This window comes from Rhodococcus sp. WS3, assembly GCF_003797085.1.
GTDB classification, from domain to species: Bacteria; Actinomycetota; Actinomycetes; order Mycobacteriales; family Mycobacteriaceae; genus Rhodococcus_F; species Rhodococcus_F globerula.
The window spans coordinates 492,641-512,592 of sequence record NZ_RKMA01000002.1 but is presented as its reverse complement, the minus strand read 5'-3'; the positions used below and the strand labels follow the sequence as shown (position 1 = coordinate 512,592).

General features: G+C 60.8%; 16 protein-coding genes and 1 pseudogene. 6 read left to right on the top strand and 11 right to left on the bottom strand.

The window, feature by feature from the left end:
- The 8 genes from EEB13_RS16400 to EEB13_RS16365 form a co-directional block, all read right to left on the bottom strand.
- Positions 1-1,404 (bottom strand): wax ester/triacylglycerol synthase family O-acyltransferase, encoded by a 1,404-nt coding sequence (locus EEB13_RS16400; RefSeq protein WP_141485815.1) that lies wholly within the window; start codon positions 1,402-1,404, stop codon positions 1-3.
- A 38-nt stretch (positions 1,405-1,442) separates the two neighbouring features.
- Positions 1,443-1,721, bottom strand: coding sequence for a DUF1876 domain-containing protein (locus EEB13_RS16395; RefSeq protein ID WP_033236225.1), 279 nt, complete (start codon positions 1,719-1,721; stop codon positions 1,443-1,445).
- A gap of 143 nt (positions 1,722-1,864) precedes the next feature.
- A complete protein-coding gene (locus EEB13_RS16390) occupies positions 1,865-2,419 on the bottom strand; it encodes a hydrogenase maturation protease (protein WP_051730687.1) in 555 nt (184 codons plus the stop codon).
- On the bottom strand, positions 2,416-3,720 hold the full coding sequence (locus EEB13_RS16385; protein WP_033236226.1) for a Ni/Fe hydrogenase subunit alpha: 1,305 nt from the start codon (positions 3,718-3,720) through the stop codon (positions 2,416-2,418). Before EEB13_RS16385 ends, EEB13_RS16390 begins: the two co-directional genes overlap by 4 nt.
- Entirely contained in the window at positions 3,710-4,477 is a 768-nt protein-coding gene (locus EEB13_RS16380; protein ID WP_141485814.1) for an oxidoreductase, read from the bottom strand. Before EEB13_RS16380 ends, EEB13_RS16385 begins: the two co-directional genes overlap by 11 nt.
- Entirely contained in the window at positions 4,477-5,301 is an 825-nt protein-coding gene (locus EEB13_RS16375) for an FAD/NAD(P)-binding protein (RefSeq protein WP_165826293.1), read from the bottom strand. Before EEB13_RS16375 ends, EEB13_RS16380 begins: the two co-directional genes overlap by 1 nt.
- Positions 5,291-5,755: a Crp/Fnr family transcriptional regulator gene (locus tag EEB13_RS16370; RefSeq protein WP_051730688.1), complete on the bottom strand. Its 465-nt coding sequence runs from the start codon at positions 5,753-5,755 to the stop codon at positions 5,291-5,293. The genes EEB13_RS16375 and EEB13_RS16370 overlap by 11 nt, the downstream gene beginning before the upstream one ends.
- Positions 5,752-6,909, bottom strand: coding sequence for a 4Fe-4S dicluster domain-containing protein (locus tag EEB13_RS16365; protein WP_033236229.1), 1,158 nt, complete (start codon positions 6,907-6,909; stop codon positions 5,752-5,754). Before EEB13_RS16365 ends, EEB13_RS16370 begins: the two co-directional genes overlap by 4 nt.
- A gap of 172 nt (positions 6,910-7,081) precedes the next feature.
- Here EEB13_RS16365 and EEB13_RS16360 point away from each other — a divergent pair, with 172 nt between their 5' ends.
- Together EEB13_RS16360 and EEB13_RS16355 are read left to right on the top strand one after the other, a co-directional pair.
- Complete coding sequence (locus tag EEB13_RS16360) at positions 7,082-7,582, top strand: GNAT family N-acetyltransferase (RefSeq protein ID WP_141485813.1); 501 nt, start codon at positions 7,082-7,084, stop codon at positions 7,580-7,582.
- Positions 7,569-8,534, top strand: coding sequence for a 1-phosphofructokinase family hexose kinase (locus tag EEB13_RS16355; RefSeq protein WP_033236231.1), 966 nt, complete (start codon positions 7,569-7,571; stop codon positions 8,532-8,534). Before EEB13_RS16360 ends, EEB13_RS16355 begins: the two co-directional genes overlap by 14 nt.
- Before the next feature lies 1 nt (position 8,535).
- Here the strand turns inward: EEB13_RS16355 and ppsA are convergent, their stop codons facing one another.
- Positions 8,536-10,842, bottom strand: a complete 2,307-nt coding sequence (gene ppsA / locus EEB13_RS16350) for a phosphoenolpyruvate synthase (protein ID WP_033236232.1) — start codon at positions 10,840-10,842, stop codon at positions 8,536-8,538.
- Positions 10,843-11,069: 227 nt separating this feature from the next.
- Between ppsA and EEB13_RS16345 the strand changes: the two genes are divergently transcribed.
- Positions 11,070-11,648 (top strand): HPP family protein, encoded by a 579-nt coding sequence (locus EEB13_RS16345; protein WP_033236233.1) that lies wholly within the window; start codon positions 11,070-11,072, stop codon positions 11,646-11,648.
- 71 nt (positions 11,649-11,719) lie between these two features.
- Positions 11,720-13,078 carry a wax ester/triacylglycerol synthase domain-containing protein gene (locus tag EEB13_RS16340; protein ID WP_174557356.1) on the top strand — a complete coding sequence of 453 codons (1,359 nt, stop codon included), beginning with the start codon at positions 11,720-11,722 and terminating at the stop codon, positions 13,076-13,078.
- A gap of 488 nt (positions 13,079-13,566) precedes the next feature.
- On the opposite strand, the gene EEB13_RS31805 is transcribed toward EEB13_RS16340, so the two are convergent.
- Both EEB13_RS31805 and EEB13_RS16330 read right to left on the bottom strand, forming a co-directional pair.
- Positions 13,567-14,085, bottom strand: a complete 519-nt coding sequence (locus EEB13_RS31805) for a YdhR family protein (protein WP_230590340.1) — start codon at positions 14,083-14,085, stop codon at positions 13,567-13,569.
- 877 nt (positions 14,086-14,962) lie between these two features.
- Positions 14,963-15,130 (bottom strand): annotated as a pseudogene (locus EEB13_RS16330) (carboxymuconolactone decarboxylase family protein); the annotation flags it as partial.
- A gap of 901 nt (positions 15,131-16,031) precedes the next feature.
- Here EEB13_RS16330 and EEB13_RS16320 point away from each other — a divergent pair.
- Both EEB13_RS16320 and EEB13_RS16315 read left to right on the top strand, forming a co-directional pair.
- Positions 16,032-17,408: an MBL fold metallo-hydrolase gene (locus EEB13_RS16320; RefSeq protein WP_033236237.1), complete on the top strand. Its 1,377-nt coding sequence runs from the start codon at positions 16,032-16,034 to the stop codon at positions 17,406-17,408.
- Between the two features lie 288 nt (positions 17,409-17,696).
- On the top strand, positions 17,697-19,850 hold the full coding sequence (locus tag EEB13_RS16315; protein ID WP_141485812.1) for an MMPL family transporter: 2,154 nt from the start codon (positions 17,697-17,699) through the stop codon (positions 19,848-19,850).
- The last annotated feature ends 102 nt before the right edge of the window (positions 19,851-19,952 follow it).

The following is a 19,952-nucleotide window of genomic DNA, read 5'->3' as shown; positions in this document are numbered from 1 at the left end:
CTACGGTCCACTCTCGGTTGTGTCGTCGGGTTCTCGTACGCTCGACTCCTGGGCGCTCACGAGGATTCTCAGTTCACTCTCCAAAAACGTTGGTAAAAGATCGATTTCGGGGACAGAATCGTAGTCGGCTGTGATGCCGAACGCGAATTGGCCGCTGTAGCTCAGTAGTGCGAATCCGAGCCGCAAGCGCACGGCAATCGGCACGAAAGGGTAGATGCTGACTATCTCTCGACCCATCAGTCGGCATTTGCTTGTAGGTCCAGGGATGTCGGTGACAACGGTGACGATGCTTTGCTGAGGAACCCGCGCCGCAAGTCGCACGAACCATGCAGACGATACGAACGGGACATACTGGGCGAGCGTCGTGACAAAGTGACCACTGCGAGATTCCCCTCCTCGCTTGTACCGTGAGAGTCTCTCGTGAATCACCTGAAGTCGGTCGACAGGATCGGGTACGTCCACGGGAAGGAACGGGAGAAGAAGAGAAACCTCGTTGTGCGGCGATACATCGCCGCCGGGTGTCCGAACCGACACCGGCACGAGGCAACGCACTGAGTGCCCGTCGGGGTCCTCGTTGCGGTGCAGAAGAAGTGAACGAAGAGCACCAGTCACACAAGCCAGTGCCACTTCGTTGACGGTTACGTCGAACGTCGAACAAATTGCCTTCACGTCCTGCATCCGAACGTTGGCCGTGGCGTATCTCCGCTGACTACCGATCGGCCCGATCAGCGTCGTTCGGCGGCTCGGGGTCAGCACATCGCCGAGAAGGTGTGCAAAACCCGCGGCTCTCCGCAGTAGCTGGCGAGACACACGGACAGGTGCGCCCAGCGCGGCGGTCGAAACACCGATGAACGTGCTGTACAGGGACGCCGATTTCTCCGATGCGGTACCGCTCGTGCTCGTGGTGTTGTCACCAACCGGTTCGGATTCCGGCGGCGAGTCGAACAGTACGTCGAACAAGCGAGCGCCACTGACCCCGTCCACCAGCGAATGGTGCGCTTTCGTCAGTACTGCCCACCGATCTGCTTCGAGGCCTTCGATCAGCCAGCACTGCCAGAGTGGGCGATCTCGATCCAGCCGCTCGGACATGATCCACGCCACCGTCGCGGCAACGTCTTGCAGTCGCCCGGGCGAGGGCACTGCGATCCTCATAACATGGCGCGCCGGATCGAAGTTCGGTTCCGCCGTCCACGTCGGGGCCGCCAGATCGACGGGAACTGTATGGAGACAGTCCGTGCCGTGTGGGATGAATCGTATCCGTGAGCTCAATCGCTCGAGAAACTCGCGATCGGTCGGTACGGGGCCTTCGGCTATCACCAATGCCCCGATGGCGAGACTCGCGTGGGAATCCGAATCCTCGACTTCGAGAAACCCGGCATCGAGTGGAGTTAACTTGTCCGACATTACCTTTCACCTTCCTCGCGCGTGCTGAACGAATCGGCTCAGGAAGTCAGGTGAATAGACTCATGCGTGATGCCCACGAGATCCGCTCTGGTGGCTTCGATCAATTGTCGCGACAGGTCGGCAAGAGCGCGCGAGGCTGCGAGTTCGTCACCGATTTCGGGTACGTCGAGGTCGGACGGGTTGCAGCGCGCGAACCCCGCGCCGGCGAAGTGCGTGTCATCCTGTGAATGCAGTCGCGCGATCGCGCGAGTGCGGTTACCGTTTGCTGATGTGTGCTCGTCGATGGTGATGTCCACCGACCAGTGTTTTTCGTTCATGGATCGACTCCTCTGCATTCACGTGTCGCTGGTCTCACCGATGACACGTGACCACGACCTCGCGACCCTTTCGCCGTTGTTGCTGCGACTGACACATGTTGTCTCCGTGACGGAATGGTGTGGTTCGCGGTACGGGCACTTTTTCATTGTCCTGGGGTGAACGACCTGTGGAATAGAGGCGAAGTGCCGTATTCGACGGCGAAAGTCCGTGATCTGTTCGACGAAGGGATCTTCGCAGGGTTGACGATCTCTTCGATGATCGCGGATACAACTACGGAGACGGACGCCGCAACGGGGGGTGAAAGTCCGATGCCGAAACCGATGTCTTGTGCCTCGACTGTATAGATCGCCACGCGGCGTGGTTTTCGGTCGAGTGCAGCCCCTAATGCCAGCGCTTCGACGATGCCCAGTCCATGTGAGCTGGTGCAGTGTCCGCAGTGTTCGTTCGGCCATCTCGTGAATCGACGTATCCTTCCCGGTTGCCGTGAACTATCGACAGCGTGTGTCTGGAGATACGAGTCGACAAATACCGCCAACTCCGAGCCGGACCAGGTATCGATCAGCGTGGAAGCCTCGCCGTTCGTGGCCACTACACGGGCGCCGGCAGGGTGCAGGTGCCGTATCGCTTGCGCTACGGCAAGTCCGACGCCGTCGTCGCGGCGAAAGTCGTTGCCGATCCCGATCACCGTGACGGTCATGCGCGGTCGATCGTCAGATCGAGGAAATGGGTGGCACAGGAGATGCAGGGGTCGTAGTTCCGGATGGTTTTCTCGCACAGCTTTGCCAACTCGGTGTCTGTCAACATCAGATTCGCGGCGAGGGTCTTGCGGAGGTCGTCTTCGATTGCTGCCTGATTTTGTGAGGTGGGCGGAATGATGGTGGCGCGCAGGATCCGGCCTTCTGGATCGAGTTGATAGCTGTGGTACAGCACGCCCCGCGGTGCTTCGCTGACGCCGTACCCGGTCGCGGCCTGGGGCGAGACGTCGACGTACGGTTGATCCGGTCGTTGGTACTCGCGTATCAGTCGTAACGCCTCGTCTACCGCAAATACGGTTTCTACCGCGCGCACCACAATGCTCTGAAAAGGGTTGCGGCACACTGCTCCCAAGCCTGCTTCGGTGGCCGCTTGACGTGCGGTATCCGATAGTTCGGCGGAGTTGAGACTGTATCGCGCCAACGGCCCCGTGAGATAGGCGTGGCCGTCGAAGTATGCGTGCAGCGCCGTCGAATGAGGAACTTGGCGTTCCTCGACATGATCGCAGAACTCTGACGGCGCGAAAATCGATCCGGATACGGTTGTCAGCGAACCATTTTCGATCGGATACCGGCCAGTGTGTGTAAGTGCGAGCAGATCGTAATCGATCTCGGCATCGGGGAAGTCGAAGTGCGACACCCACCGCAGCGTCGCGAGAGCGTCGTCGAGCGCCGTGCGCAATTGTTCGGCGAGAGGCCCGAGTTCGCTGAGCGTCGGCGCTCGATAGAAGCCGCCGAGGCGCACATTGACCGGGTGGATCGATCGACCACCGATCAGGTCGAGTATCGCGTTTCCTGCTTTCTTCAAGGCCAGGCCACGTTCGACGTCTGGACGCGCGATGCGGGCGAGTTCGACGGCATCGCTCACGTTCAGGAAGTCAGGAGCATGGAGCAGATAGATGTGCAGAGTGTGGCTGGCGATCCACTCGCCGCAATAGAGGAGTCGGCGCAGATCGAGAATCGGTTGGTCGAGGTCGGCACCGCAGGCCTGCTCGATCGCGTTGCATGCGCTGACTTGATAAGCAACAGGACAGATTCCACAAATCCTGGAGGTGATGTCGGGAGGTTCGCGGAAATCGCGGCCACGGAGAAACGACTCGAAGAACCGTGGGGGTTCGTAGATGTTCAACTCAGCGGCCTCGACACGGCCATCTCGGACCGTGAAGGACAGGCGGCCTTCCCCTTCCACACGTGCAAGGGAACCCAGCGTCACCCGGGTGGTATTCCGGGCGCTGTCATTGTCCATCTCGCCTGATCCCGTCGAACTCGGGGGAGGAGACGTTGAAGGTCGAGAAGACCCGCTCGATGCCCTCGTCGGTCATCCCGCAGATGCGCAGCCACCCCGACATGGCAGTCAAGTTCGGATCGGACGACGGACCGAAACATCCGTAGCACCCCCTCGACTGCGCGGGGCACAGCGCGCCGCAGCCGGAATGTGTGACCGGCCCCAGGCACGGTGTGCCGTCGGAGACCATGACGCAGGTAAGACCGCGTCGTTTGCACTCGGCGCAAACACTGGTGTCCGGGATATTGGGCTTGCGTCTGGCCAAATACGACGAGATCACCTCGAGTAGTTGTCGACGATCGATAGGACAGCCCCGCAATTCGAAATCGACCGGCACATGGGCGGCGATCGGTGTGGCGGTGGCGAGAGTATCGATGTATTCGGGGCTCGCATACACAACGGACATGAACTCGGTGATGTCCGCAAAGTTCCGCAGGGCCTGTATCCCACCAGAAGTCGCGCAGGCCCCGATCGTCACCAAATATTCGGAGTTGTCCCGGATTCGGTGAATACGTTCGACATCGGCAGCGGTGGTGATCGACCCCTCGACCAGCGAGAGGTCGTAGGGCCCCACTTCCACAGCACTCGACATCTCGAGGAAGTGCGAAATGTGAACGGTCTCGGCCAAAGGGAGCAATTCGTCTTCACAATCGAGCAGCGTCAACTGGCATCCATCGCAGGATGCGAACTTCCAGACCGCCATGGTCGGGGTGCTCATCACAACTCCTTCACTACGAGAAGTGGCTCGGCTACGGAATAGTCGACCACCGGACCGTCACGACAGAGTAGAAGTTCGCCGAGTTGGCAATGCCCACACAGCCCGGCCCCGCACTGCATGTTCCTCTCGAGTGAAACCCGAATATTCTGCGGTGCAATCCCTTTACCGATCATGGTGCGAGCCGACATCCGCATCATCGGCTCAGGCCCGCACAGAAGAACCGTCGTGGATTCGGGTTCGAGAACACCTCTTCCGAGTGACTGCGTGACAAAGCCGACATGCCCGCGCCAGGCAGGATCGGCCACGTCGACGGATAACTCGACGTCCACCACGTTTCCCCTACTCCAGGTATCGAGATCCGCGCTGTACAACAGATCGGATGGTCGGCGAGCGCCGACATGGAGGGCGATACGACGAAATCGACCGCAAGCCAGTGCCTCCAGGACCGCCGAACGCACTGCCGCCAAGCCGACCCCACCGGCGACGACAATCAGATCATCCTTCGCAGACTCCAGATCCCATCCAGCTCCGAAAGGCCCTCGTATGCCGACGACATCACCGACACACGCTTCGTGCAGTGCGCGACTGACCGCCCCGACAGCCCGAACAGTATGGACCACAGTGTGATCGGTACGAGTGGGGTCTCCACTGATCGACAAGGGAATCTCACCCACCGCCCGCGCATAGACCATCATGAACTGTCCGGAACGGAACCCGGGGAACTCATGCTCGGGTGCGGCTAGGGTCAGGGTCGAAGTATCGCTGTTCTCGTCTCGGCGGGCGACAACCGTGCACGGCGTCGGGACGAGCCGATCACCGAACATGTTCGTGTGCATAGAGATCGAGCAGGCGTGCGCGCGTAGCCTGCAGTCGGTGGAGGAGCGTGTTCGCCAGGATCGAGTAGATCGCCCGTCCGAGATCCGGATCGCTCTCGGCGACGGACTGCAGCACTGTGGCATCGATCTCGACTGCGGTCACGGGAGTGACCGCAGTCGCTGTCCACCGCCATTGTCGAGGTGGTTGGAACCAGGAAACGCCTAACACTTCGCCGACGGAGAGCGTTTCGACAGTTTCGTCGCCGCGTCCGGGAATCGTTGTGGTGAGGGCAATTCGGCCTGACTGAAGTAACCAGCACCTGTCAGCGAGGCCGCTCTCGTGAAACAGCACGGTACCTTGCGTGAACTGCACTTCGTGAGAGATGGCAGCGAGTTCATGACGTTGATCGTCGGCCAGATCTTCGATTTCTCTCGGACAGTGCTCGCGGGTGTGATCGTTCATGAGTGACCACCGGTATTGCTGTCGGGTTCCACATTCAAGGCACCAGTCAGGCGGGCCGCTTCTGCCGTGATGTCGATTCCCACCGGACACCAGTCGATGCATCGACCGCACCCGACGCATCCGGACGAGCCGAATTGGTCGTGCCAGGTGCCGAGTTTATGAGAAATCCACTGGCGATAACGGCTTTCGCCGCTGGTCCGTACTATGCCGCCGTGCAGTTGTGAATAGTCCAGGTCGAAACACGACGACCAGTGCTGCCAACGTTCTACATGGTCACCTGTGAGGTCGGAGACGTCCTCGGAGGTGGTGCAAAAGCATGTCGGACAGACCATTGTGCAGTTTCCGCACGTCAAGCACCGCGAGGCGACGTCCTCCCAGACATCGGCGTCCCGAGCGTCGCAGAGCATGCCGCGAAGGTTGATGTCGGGCATTTCGCGGCCCATGTGGTGTGCCGCGTCGGCGACAGCTCGTGCGGCCTCGGTAGTTTCCCGGTCAGTGGCTTGTCTGCTTCGGACGAATGCGAGTATCCGTGCTCCGTCTTCGGTGCCGACCCGTGTAATGAATCGGTGGCCGTCGTCGTCGATTCTTTCGGTCAGAGACAAGTCGTACCCGCTTCTGGCTTCGGGGCCGGTATTCATCGACGCACAGAAACACACCCCGCCGGGTTCGGTGCAGTTGGCGGCGATGACGAACAGATTCTCGACAAGACCGGTACTCGAACGTCCGCCGGCGGCCAGGACCGTCTCGAGTATTCCGATCGCTGCAAGGTCACACGCGCGTACGCCGAGAAAGGCATATTTCACCGGCGCGGTCGCCGGCGCGTGGAACATACCGTCCTGGGATTGGCTCCACAGTTGTTGACGCGCTGGATGAAGATACTGCTTCCACGATTGCGGCCCGGCAGAGTGACCGAAGACGGCGGCATCTGCCCGCCGACGCAGTCGATATCGACCAGGACCGGTCTCTACACCCCAGCCCGCCGGCAATTGGTCACCGGATACGAGCGTATCGAGAGCGATGGCGCTGTCGCGGATCGTGGGGCCGATGACACGGTAACCCTCGGCGGACAATACTGTGATCAGGTCGTCGAGCCCGCGTCGGTCTATGACGACGTGATCGCGAGTGACCTCGGTCGGTGATCTGGTGCCGGTCATGGGTCCTCCTTGCGGGCGACATCCGTATTTCTCCACAATCCAGTGTTCGCGGGGTGACTGTCGGCGGGTAGTGGGCGAAGGACGGTATTCGATGACAAAAGTCTCTGCCCACTACAGCCAATGCCACGGTTCAATCGGGAGGTATCCCTCCAGCCGAATCAGGTGATGAGCGATGGCCGCGACGGGCAGCGGAATCGACACGACAACAGTTCGGTGCCTCGGCGCAGATGACGCCGGTGCGGTGCAGCGATTACATGCGCGTCTCGACCAGCACGATTCGTACATGCGATGGTTCGGGCCGCAGCCGAAACAGCTCACCGCCTTTTCCGATCAGTTGTGCGAGTGCAACAAGCGGCGATGCGCTCTGGGTGCGTTCATCGGCGACGAATTGGTTGGGGTCGGCAACTTCGTCATGTTGGACGGGGTTTCACCGACCACGGTGGAGTTCGCCCTCGTAGTCGCGCAGGATGAGCGGCTGCACGGAATCGGTATCTCACTCTTGGATGGACTCGAAGATGAGGCATACCGACACGGTGCGCGGCGCATGGTGGCCGAGGTGATGGGGGAGAACGCACCCATGCTTCAAGTCATCCGGGAACGAGGATGGGCACATTCACTCCGTCGTGACGGATCCACACTTCATCTAGAGGTGAAACTTCATGTCGCAGAATAGCTCGCGTGTCGTGACGGTGACGATGAATCCTGCGCTCGATATCTCCACCAGCGCACCTGCAGTGCATGCCACGGATAAGATGCGCTGCGCAGCCCCTCGCCGCGACCCCGGGGGAGGTGGACTGAATGTGGCTCGAGTTCTGCATGCACTCGGGGAGGACGCGACAGCGCTCCTTCCGTCGGGCGGGCACTGTGGGCAGGCGGTTCAGGATCTACTGACTGGTGAGCAGGTGCGGTTCTCTGCGGTGCCGATCACCGGTTCTACCCGCGAGAGCTTTACCGTCGACGACCTGTCGACGGGTTTCCAGTACCGTTTCGTGCTGCCCGGCCCGACAGTTGCCTATGCAGAGGTGGAGTCGTGCCTCGAGCGTGTGCGCGACTTCGCAACCGATTCCCGCTTTGTCGTCGTGAGCGGAAGCCTGCCTCCAGGGGTAGACGCCGATTTCTGTCAGCGTCTTTCCGACCTGCTGGCCGACACACCGACCCTGCTGGTCGTAGACACCTCCGGCGTCGCGTTGCGGGCCTTGCAGCGGGGCGTCTACCTCGTCAAGCCGAGTGTTCGAGAGCTCCGTGATTGGGTTGATCTGCCTCTCGAGTCTCGGGCGGAACAAGCAGCGGCGGCGAGAAGCATTGTTGAACAGGGAGTGTCCGAGGTGGTGGTTGTCTCGCTGGGGGCGGAGGGAGCTCTGGTGATTACGGCTGATGTATCCGAGTATGTTCCCTCGGTGGATGTGGCGTCGATCAGTGGAGTCGGTGCAGGTGACAGCATGGTTGCGGGCATCGTGTATTCGCTCGTGCATGATCGTTCGCTGATCGAAGCCGTGCAGTTCGGTGTTGCGGCGGGTGCAGCGATGCTGCAGACGCCAGGAACTGCGCCGTGCAGACCTGCGGATGTCGAGGCCTACTTCGACGTGATCGTGGAACGTTCCACCCTTGGAGTTCTCCCGTTCTGATTCATTGAGGGGGTTCAGTTCTGGCCTGGTGCAACATGATGCGACGTTCCGCAACAGCTATTGTGTGGCGGGTCGCGTCTACCGCGTCGGGAGTCACAGAGACAGACGTGATTCCTTGTCTCACCAGATGTTCCGCCAATGCAGGATCGGTGGACACAGCTTGGCCGCAGAGTGAGGTCGTCAAACCTGCGGCGGTGGCGCGTTCGATGATCGTGTCGATGGTCTCCAGCACTGCAGGATCCATGGTGTCGAAGAGATCCTTGCAGATTTCCGAATCCCGGTCTACGCCCAGCACCAATTGTGTGAGGTCATTGGTTCCGATGGATATTCCGTCGATGCCCATTGCTGCGTAACGCGGTATCCAATACGCCACCGAGGGTATCTCGGCCATGACCCATCGCAACATACGACGATCCGCCCCGAGAGGATGCGCGTCCAACTGCGCGAGGCATTTGGACAGTTCCCACCCGGTTCGAACAAACGGAATCATGAGATGAACGTTCGGGTGGCGCTTACGGGTTTCGGTGATGACATCGAGATCGAGTGCAAACAATTCGGGTTCACGGATGTAGCGGAAACATCCGCGGTAGCCGATCATCGGATTGTCTTCGTGCGGTTCGACCTCGCCACCTTCGAGGTTCGCAAATTCGTTGGTACGGAGATCGATGGCGCGATAGATAACGGGACGTGCACCGAATGCGGCTGCGATCCGCGAGAGAGCCGAAGACATTGCGGTTACGTACTTCTCGTGTAGGCCACGCGCAATCATCGTGCGGGGATGCAGTCCTTCGAGGGCGTCCATGATCAGAAACTCTGCCCGGAGCAGGCCGACACCGTCGACATCTGTGGCGGCTACTCGCTCCGCAGCCTCCGGTGTTGCCAGGTTGACGTAGACGGATGTTGCCGTTGTCGGTCCGCGGTGCGGCACGGCGGAAGGTGCGATCTGGGTTGTGGGTGCGCTCGTCGTTGCGGCCGCCGCAGTATCTCGCGCGCGGACCGTTCCCGCGGTTCCGTCGACAGTGATCAACATTCCGTCGGTTAGATCTGATGTTGCCGTGCGTGTTCCGACGACGACCGGCCGACCGAGTTCGCGGCCGACAATGGCGGCGTGGCACGTGATGCCCCCGCCATCGGTGACAATTGCGGCAGCGCGCCGGAGAACAGGCAGCCAGTCCGGTCGGGTCATCGGTGCCACAAGAATTTCGCCGTCGAGGAGATTGCGACCGTCGGCCACCGAACGCAGGACCCGTGCCCGGCCGGTGGCTGTGCCCGGTCCGGCTCCCAGTCCGTGTGCCAGGATCTGTGCGCTCGACACATCTGCCTGTGTGTCAGGTGGTTTCGCTTCTGTATGCTGCCCCAGCGTGGTGATCGGGCGTGTTTGGACCAGCCACAGTTGCTGCCCGCTGTAGGCGAATTCGAGGTCCTGCGGTCGCTGATAGTGATCTTCCACGGCTGCCGCAAGAACCGCGAGCCGGTGGATCTGATCTTCGGTGAGGATCTGTTGTTCACGTTGCAGCAGAGGAATTTCCGACGATTGTTCAGTCCCCTCCGATAGTGCAATCGCGAAGGATTGCGAGCCGATATGCACATCGAGCACGGAAAAGTCCGGTTTTGACACCACATACGTATCTGGTTCCACCTGCCCGCCCACGACTACTTCGCCCAGGCCGGTAGCAGCTTCGATCACGATGCGATCTCTCGCGCCGGTGCGTGGATCGGCGGTGAACACGACGCCGGACTGTTCAGCATCGACCATGCGTTGGACAACAACTGCCAACGACGGCTCTTCGGTTACCCCTTGGAGACTGCGGTACGTCAATGCTCGATCCGACCACAGCGATGCCCAACACTTTCGGACCGCGTGGATCAGATTCCTGTCGCCTGACACGTTCGTGAAGCTATCGTGGATACCGGCGTACGACGTGTCAGCCGCGTCTTCGGCCGGCGCTGACGAACGGACGGCGACGCGTGTCGTCGAAGGGCCGAGGACACGATAAGCGTCGATAATCTCCGCGCGCATCGCATCGGGGAGGACTGCCGAGCAGATCGCGTCTTTGGTGCTGTCAACGTGTGGCAGAGGCCCCGTTTTCAGCAGTTCTCGAAACCCGGAAGCTTCCATTGCGTCGAGATAACCTGCAGTGTTGATTACAAATGCCGGGGGAACCGGGAATTTCGACCGCATCAGTTCGCCGAGGTTGGCGGCCTTGCCGCCGATAGTGGGAGCATCGCCGGGGCCGACCGCATCGATCGGTACAACCCACCTGTGTGTGGCGACTGGATGCGTGGCGGCTGAACGGCTCGTCTTCATGGGCTCTCCCGATCGGAGGGGGGCCGCTCACCTGATCGCGGCCGACAGTGTTCAGCGAACTCTGGTGCGTGTCGGGTCGACAGAGGCGGAAGTCACTGCACTCGATGTCGATTACCAGTACACGCGCGGTGCCCAGGACCCTTCCGCCCGAAATCGGATTCCGTCACGCTGGATACATCAGCCCCTCGACACCGGCTGCCCCAACTGGGCAGCCAAAGGAGATCGTCATGCTCGCACGCCACATCATGAGTAGTCCGGTGACGACGATCGATCAGGCGGCGAGTACGGACCAATGCCTGCAAGTAATTTCTCGGTCGGGGTTTTCGGTGCTTCCGGTGATCGACGAACACAAGCACCTTGTCGGGATCGTCTCCGAGGGCGACCTTCTCCGGAGCAGGTTTCACGGTGCGTCGCAGGAAGATCAGGTCGTGTCCGTAGACGAATCCGTCGCTGACGTGATGACCAAGCCGGTCATTGCGATGACCGCAGACGCTGAGATCAACGCCCTCGCCTCGGCGATGCTCCGCTCTGGACTGCGTGCGGTGCCGATTGTCCAGGAGGGCGATGTCATCGGAATAGTGACGCGCCAGGACCTGATCGGCCTCTTGGCGCTTGATCCTGATCGCATCGTCGACGAAGTGCGGCATCGACTTGACCTCTACGGCGGCCCGGATCTGTGGGCAGTGGGATTTGTCGACGGAACACTTACTGTCAGTGGCATTTCCGAGGACGATCCGCAGCGAGGAGTCGTCATCGCACTTGCATCGTCGGTGCCTGGAGTAGACGAGATACGACTACAACCCTGAACAGAAACAGATGCGATGACGGGTGACGAGAACTGGATCGAGTAGCAATGAATGCAGCGTGCGCACGATCGATGACGCAGACGGACCTGATGTCGTGGCGGATGGAAAAGGATCCGATTCTTCGCTCCACCATCGTCTCGATTGTTTTGCTGGACAGAAGTCCTGACCAAGATCGAATGATCGAAGTCATGCATCGCGCCATCGATGTGGTGCCGATGTTCAGATGCCGAGCGGTACCGAGCTCGATTCCTGGGATTCCACCTCGATGGGTAGACGATCTTGACTTCGATCTCAGCTGGCACCTGCGTCGGTTGACCGTGCCGAAGCCAGGCACCTGGAAAGAGGCCCTCGACTTCGCACGCACAGCTGGGATGGCCGCATTCGACAAGGATCGTCCGCTGTGGGAGTTCACAGTGCTCGACGGACTGGCTGACGGTGGTGCTGCACTGGTGGTCAAGGTCCATCACTCTCTCACCGACGGGGTCGGGGGAATGCAACTGGCACGTGAAATCACAGACGAGACAAGAGAAGGGGAATCGAGCCGATCCGCGCGGGAGACTGTGACGTCTATTGATCATCCGACCGGTACCAACGCCGTAGCGATCTCACTGGGGACGGCGTTTGGGTCTGCCGTTCGGCAGGGTGCACGTGCATTGCGGCATCCTGCCGATACCGGCCGCGGCGCCGCACGAATCATCGGTTCGGCACTGCGTATGACACGACCGGCGACTACCACATTGTCACCGGTGATGACTGCTCGTAGTACGCGTCGAAGTTTCGGTGTGGTCGAGTTTCCGGTCGCGGCGCTTGCGGCAGCCGCGACTGCCACAGAGTGCTCGATCAACGATGCGTTCTTGGCTGCTGTTCTCCTCGGAATGGCTGAGTACCACCGCCGCCATGGCGCTGTGCCGCCGGATCTGATGGTGACCTTGCCGATCAGTCTGCGTACCGATCGAGACCCATTGGGCGGCAACCGAATATCATTGGCGAGATTTGCGTTACCACTCGATATTGCGAGTCCGGATCAGCTGATGCGCCGAGTCCACGACATCGTCGACAGCTGGCGCAATGAACCTGCAATTCCGCTCTCTCCGCACTTGGCTGCGATGCTGAATATGCTGCCGGTTGCGGTGACCGGCGACATGCTCAAGCACATGGATTTTGTCGCTTCGAACGTCGTAGGTTCCTCGGTACCTCTGTATCTTGCGGGCGCGGAGATCACCAGGCAATTTGCGTTCAGTCCCACTCTCGGCTCGGCATTCAACGTGACGTTGATGTCGTACACGACGCACGTGTGTATCGGAATCAACGCGGATGCTGGTGCGACTCCTGATCTGTCGGTGCTGATGGCGGCACTTTCCGATGGTTTTCGTGCGGTGCTGGCTCTGTGTCCGCAGGGAATTGACGCTCCAGTGATGGTTTCATGCTGATCAGCGGGGACCATGAGCAGCATGCCTTCGAATTGTGTACCGGAGATTTTCGGAGCGTGGGTGCATTTTTCAAGGCCAGGTACCGACTGGGAGTTGTGGGGGCCTGCCACCCAACCGGAGGGAAAAGTAACGTCCACTCCCGAGCGGGTAACTCGGGATCATTCCGACCAGGAGGACGGCGACTTTCCATGAACACCTACCCAGCAGGCAGCTGCACGAGCGAGGTCCCGACAACGGAGGTTGCGTCACCCTTCGCCGTTGGCGAAACTCATGATCACTGCGGTGCCAACCTGATTACAGAGCCTTTGGCGGGGCGGAGCAGTGCAAACACGTTGAAGTTTCGGCCCAGTGTATTAGCCATCCGCGAAGAATATGGAACCGGAGCGCACGATAGCTCCGTGCGTCGGCACGGCTACGCCTTGAAGCGCCACAGCCGATCAACGGTCGCTGCCCCCGACCGACAGCGAACCCCGCTCCGGCAACGGAATCTATGGCTTTCGCTCTTGGACCAGCCGCCACCATACTGCATCGGTCGGACTCATGGCGCCTTCCGGCATGGCCTTTCCTGCCGACAGCGTGTCCGCGAGGACGTAGTCACGAAATGCGCCTGGCAGCACACGATAGCGAATCGAATCGAGAGAGCACACCAATGCGAGAATCCACCACAACGTGCACACGTATTCTCGAGCGGACCTTTCTCCATCCCACTGATAGAATCCGCGGTACCGGTTTTCTTCATCAGCAGTCAGCCACAGTTTCGAGACAAATCCGGGAAAGCCAACGAAAAGCGGTGTGTTGAAAAGGCTTTCGGCCCGAAACAGGGCGTGTGCACGGCCATGAATACCCCGCAGTCGGAATGTTACGACGAGGACAACCGGGTCGGCAGGGGGCGGTCCCTTCACGATGGTTTCCCGGTAGACGATTCCAGTTGTGCCGTCCGCGAAAGTCATTTCTTGCCCTATGCGCTCTGTCGGTTGACAGATGCGGCGCTGGGCGACGAGGTTCACCGTCCGTGCAACGCAGCCGAGGAGACGTAATACCGCGACTCGCATAGGTGGGGGCCGTAATGCGGACCCTTCCTCATAATCATGGATAGATGTGTGCTGCATTGAATTTCGTGTATTCATGGCATATTTCGTCGAATGGCGCGGTGTTCATGTGTCAGGCTCGTAACCAGTCTCTGCGTTGGATGAGGGGTCCCTGCTTTTACCCTTTCGTGGTCTTGGTGGCAGAGCCTGGGCCGAAGGTCATCGTTCGGCTCCTATCCCATTCCGCCTGACAGCTGTCATCTGGTGCAGGATCGACCAAAAGTCACACAATTTCGTAACCGTGGTCAGGATCAGTTGGTGGCGGCACCATCTTTGTGATCGAAGATGCGTCTAGGCGTTGCGCTATGTTGCCGCCCCTCCCACGGTGCGGCTTCGGAATGAGTGGCACCATTCGGGTTCGGGATGGAGAGCAGACTTTTCACGTGCAGAGTGACCTTCAGATCTATGTGACGTTCGCCCAGGCGACGCGTGGTACACACGCCGAATCTCCGTGCTCCGGCAACAATCAAAGTCGGTGAGCTGAGGTTATCTGGGTGAGCACAGCATCCCGTCTTCCATAGAGTTCATAGCAGTCTGTCGAGATGGAACGGGTTCAACCAGTCCCGGTCTCATGTGGCCGCACTCGCTGGGCCAACTGGCGACGAATGGCAGTTTCGTGTCCTCGGCCTGTCGGGTAAGGCACCGTTGGGTGTCTGAGAGTCTGCTCTAACAGCGGTGTGCCGAGTCGAGGGCCTCCGGCCGCTGGTGAGAACACACGCATGCGGTTCCGTCTACGGTGACGCTTGCGCGCGGGCCCGATCGAAATTTCTGTCGGAAAGAGAACCCTGTCCCGCTGTCAATCGGTTGAACTGGCAAACTGTTCTACTGCCTCGAGCGCCTCGCATCCGTAGACGACAGAGGGCCCTCCGCCCATCATCATTGCGATACCGATGGTCTCCATGACCTCGGCACGAGAAGCCTCCGCTTTCAGCGCATCATGCACGTGGTATGCGATGCATCCACCGCTGTGCGTAGACGCTCATACATTTCTGGATAGTTAGCCACAGCTCCTCCTTCGAGCGGCCTCACCTTTCGATCCTACGGCGCATGTGCGTCTGCTGGGCGGTGATAATTCCGTGGCAGCGGCGAGAGACGGTTCGTAATCTGTTTTCGCATAATTTGTACCGACTGTGGTGATGATCGGAAGCAGTACGACGCAGTCCTTCTCGAGCGCCGGACCAGCAGCTCGGACTAAATCTACTCACGCCGGAACGTCAGCCCTCTCCACCCGTACGGTCAGCGCACGCATTTGTCTCTCACGGTGAGAAGAAGCCGACGGAACCCAACGATTCCGAGGAGCGGCAGTACCTACCGATGCGATGATCACTGAGGTGCGCGTGCGGAAGACGAATCGGGTCAGGCCACCTACCCCGTAATCCCCACACATGCCCGGGGATCGTGACCAGAGCCAACACCATTGACAAACCAAGTAGGTTGTACGCCAATCGAATCGATCGGCCAGGGGCGGCGAGGGGTGCGAAAGCGGTGCTGGCCAGACCTGCAGCGAGGGTGAGGATCATCAGCGTTTTGACGTAGTTGTCGCCCTATCAGCGGGGTCAGGGCGGCGAATGCCGGTGGATAGGGCACCGCGCCCATCGCGATACCGGCGATCTCCCACCCCGCGAAGAAGATCGGGAGCGTGAGAGCCGTCGCGATGATCACCAGCGTGGGCGCCGTGAGGGCGGAACGGACGGTCACGACCCAGCGGGACCCGTGGCGATCGAGGACTCTGCACCGACGAGTGTACGACTTCTTCACCTAATCAGTACGTCTATCCATATACCCCTGGGGGTACTTGACATACCCCAGGGGGTATATGGCATCCTGTGTTCATACCATCCTCCAGATTCAGGAAAGGTTGTTCGATGATCCTCGAGCAGTACTACATCGAGTGCCTCTCGCATGCGTCGTACCTGATCGGCGACGAGAGCACAGGCCGTGCCATCGTGGTCGACCCGCGGCGCGACATCACCGAATACCTCGAGGACGCAAGCCGCCATGACCTGATCATTGAAGGGGTCGTCAACACGCACTTTCACGCGGACTTCGTCTCCGGCCACCTCGAGTTGCTCGAGGCGACCGGCGCGTGGATCGGTTTCGGCGAAATCGCGGACACCGACTACCCGATCCGCAGACTTCGCCATGGCGAACACCTGACACTGGGGGAGGTGGACATCGAGATCCTCTCCACTCCCGGCCACACGTGGGAGTCGATCAGCCTGCTGGTGCGCGAGAATCGAGATGCAACGCCGTCCGCTGTGCTGACCGGGGATTCGCTGTTCATCGGCGATGTCGGCCGCCCCGACCTGGCTAATCTCGGCGACGGCACCAGTACCGACCTGGCTCGGGCGATGTACCGCACCGTCCACCAGACACTGCTGGCGTTGCCCGATTCGGTGACCGTGATGCCGGCCCACGGCGCTGGATCGTCTTGCGGCAAGAACCTCTCCGCCGAGTTGACCTCCACCATCGGCGAGCAGCGCCGCACGAACCCGTCGGTGCAGCCGATGAGTGAAGATACCTTCGTTGCTCTGATCACCGACGGTCAGCCTGCGGCCCCGGGGTACTTTTCTACGGATGTGGCCCTGAACAAATCGAATCGCGCTCTCCTCGAACAAGATCGGCGCATCGCCGAGCTGACACCGGAGGAGCTCCGGACGGAAATGGCCAACGGAACTCGCGTTCTCGACGCCCGCACCCCGGACGACTTCGCTGGCGGGCATCTGCGCGGCTCGATCAATGTCGGATTCGACGGCAGGTTCGCCGAAACCGGTGGCATGGTCGCCGATATCGGCGAGCGCATCGTACTCATCACCTATCCGGGTGAGGAACAGATTGCGGCGATGCGTTTGGCGCGCATCGGATCCGACAACGCACTCGGCTACCTCACTGTCGACGCCGATGGCATCTTTCCGAACTCGCTCACAGACCTTGTCCGTACCGCGCCGCGTACTGCTGCGGTCGAATTGGAGGGGCTCCTGGATTCGGATGCGGTGACCTTGATCGACATCCGAAATCCCGGCGAGCGCGACTTCGGGGTCATCGACGGTGCCCGGTCGATTCCGCTCGCCCAGCTCCGCTCTCAGCTCGCGGACCTGCCACGTAACAAGCCCATCGTCGTGCACTGCGCCGGCGGCTGGCGCTCGTCCGTCGCCGCGTCACTGTTGCGGGCCGATGGCATCGAGAACGTCAGCGACCTGGTCGGCGGATACTCGGCCTGGGTCGAGCGGTCGTTCGAATAGTGCCTAATCACGAAAACTCTCGTGCCCATACGTGGCACAACGTCTGACAAGGAGATACCAGATGTGTTACCCCACGACATGTTCTTCCTGTTCCAAGACCACCTGGGCAGGATGCGGCCAGCACTCAGATCAGGTCATGGCAGGTGTCCCGAAAGCGCGGCGCTGCACCTGCGCCCCTGCTCCTGACTCGGGGTCCGGGTTCTTCCGATCCCTTTTCGGCCGCTGACCGGCGCACCGGATACTGCTGCGCACGCCCCTCCCATTCACCGCATCTTCAGGAGTTAACCAATGACCGGCAAATCTACTGTCGAGGAAGGCGTTACGTCGGCCTCTCGATCATCCGGCGGAGCGCTCGGGCGTATGGGCGCGGCCATGGCAGGCAATGCGAAATGGGTATTCGGCGTCTGGCTGATCGTCCTCGTAGCCCTCGGCGCCGCCGCACCATCGGTGTTCAGCTCACTCGCGGGCGCCGGATGGCAAGCCAACGGGTCGAAATCGGTCCAGGTCCGCGAACTGGCACAGGAACACTTCGGCGGTAACTCCTCCGCCGCGGTCCAGGTCGTGGTCCATTCCGGCGACCGCACCGTCGACAGTCCCGAAGTGCAGCGAACGCTCACTGCGGTCGCGGATGTCTTCGCCGGGGACACCCGTTTCGGTGCCATCATCGCACCGCAACCGGGAATGTCCATCAGCCCGGACGGGCACACCGGAATTCTCATCGCGGGCGCGAACGCGTCCACCGACGAGATGGTCAAGGCAGTGGACGATCTCAAGGGGGAGTTGACCGCTCTGTCCGGAGACGGCATCGAGGTCTACCCGACCGGCGCTTCGGCACTGTGGAGTGATTTCAACAAAGCCAACCACGACGCGATGATTCAGGCCGAACTGTTCTCCTGGCCTGTCACCCTCGCGATCATGGTGCTCGCGTTCGGGTCCCTCGTAGCCGCAGGGCTCCCGTTGCTGTTGACCCTGGCCGGACTCGTCGCCTCGGCAGGTGGCCTGGTCCTACTCAACCAGGTCACTCCGATATCGGTGTGGGCGATGAACTTCGCGATGATGTTCGCTCTCGCTCTCGGTATCGACTACGCCTTGTTCATCGTCGCCCGCTTCCGCGACGCGATCGCGCGCGCCTCCTCGAAGCAGGCAGCTGTGGCGGAAACCATGGACACGGCGGGCAAAGCCGTTGTCCTGTCCGGTATCACAGTGCTGGTCAGTTTGTCGGCCGTGCTTCTCGTTCCGGCCCCTGCGGTGCGGACGATGGCGATCGGCATCATGCTCGCCGTCTTCTTCGTTCTGCTGGCCTCGATGACGCTTCTTCCGGCGACTCTGGGCGCGCTGGGTGGCAAAGTCAACGCCGGCTCGCTTCCCTACGCGAAGCGGCAAGAGCATCGTTCTCCGCGGTTCGCCGCCTGGGGTGAGATGTTGCATCGTCACCCGTGGCCGTTTGCTATCGGTTCCGTCCTGGTGCTGATCGCGTTGTCGATCCCGGTCCTCGGCCTCAAGGTAGCAATGCCTTCCATTGAAGTCGTCCCCGCCGACGCCCCGGTGCGCCAAGGTTACGAGCTCGTCCAGGCCCAGATGGGTGAGGGTGCGCCGGGGATGCTGCAGATCATCGCTCCCGCCGCCGAAGCCTCGCAGACGGCGCAGGCTGCCGCCGCGGCCGAAGGTATCGCCATGGTGACGCCGCCGCAACCCGCCCCGGACGGTAGTGACTATGTGATGTTGCAGGCCATGCCGACCGTCGACCCGTCGGATGCACAGATGGGCACCATTCTCGACACCTTGCGTGCGGACCTCCCCTCCGGCGCGCTCGTGGGCGGCGCGCCGGCGGAGAACCTCGATCTGCAGCAAGCGCTGAACGACTACTTCCCGCTGATCGTCGGCATCATCTTGGTGCTCGGGTTCGTGTTGCTGCTGGTGGCTCTGCAAGCGCCACTGATCGCCATCCTGGGCACCGTGGTCAGCCTGCTTTCTACCGCAGCCGCATTCGGCGTTGCGAAGTTGATCTTCCAGGACGGGCACGGTGCATCCCTGCTCGGATTCACCCCGCAGGGCTTTCTCGATGGCTGGGGGCCGGTGTTCTTCTTCGCGATGATCTTCGCGATCGCCATGGACTACACCGTGTTCCTCCTCGCGACGGCGAAAGAACACTACGAACGGTCCGGGGATCCTAAGGTCGCACACATCGCCGGCTTGGCGCATTCCGGACGAGTGATTTTCGCCGCCGCCGCGGTGATGGTGGCCGTGTTCTTCACTTTCGCGCTCGCTGACCCGTTACCACCGAAGGAGATGGGCATCATTCTCGGTGTCGCAGTCCTACTCGACGCGGTCCTGATCCGCCTCATCCTGTTGCCGGTGCTACTGCGGTTGACCGGACATGCCGCGTGGTGGTCCCCGGCGTGGTTGCGGAAAGTGCTGCCCGACATCAGTTTTTCGCACTGACTGAGTTGGCCGACAGCCACGGCGGTTCGGCAGGTATGTGACGGACAGACCTGCCGAACCGCGAGCTATAAATACCCCTAGGGGTATAATTTAGTTTAGCGA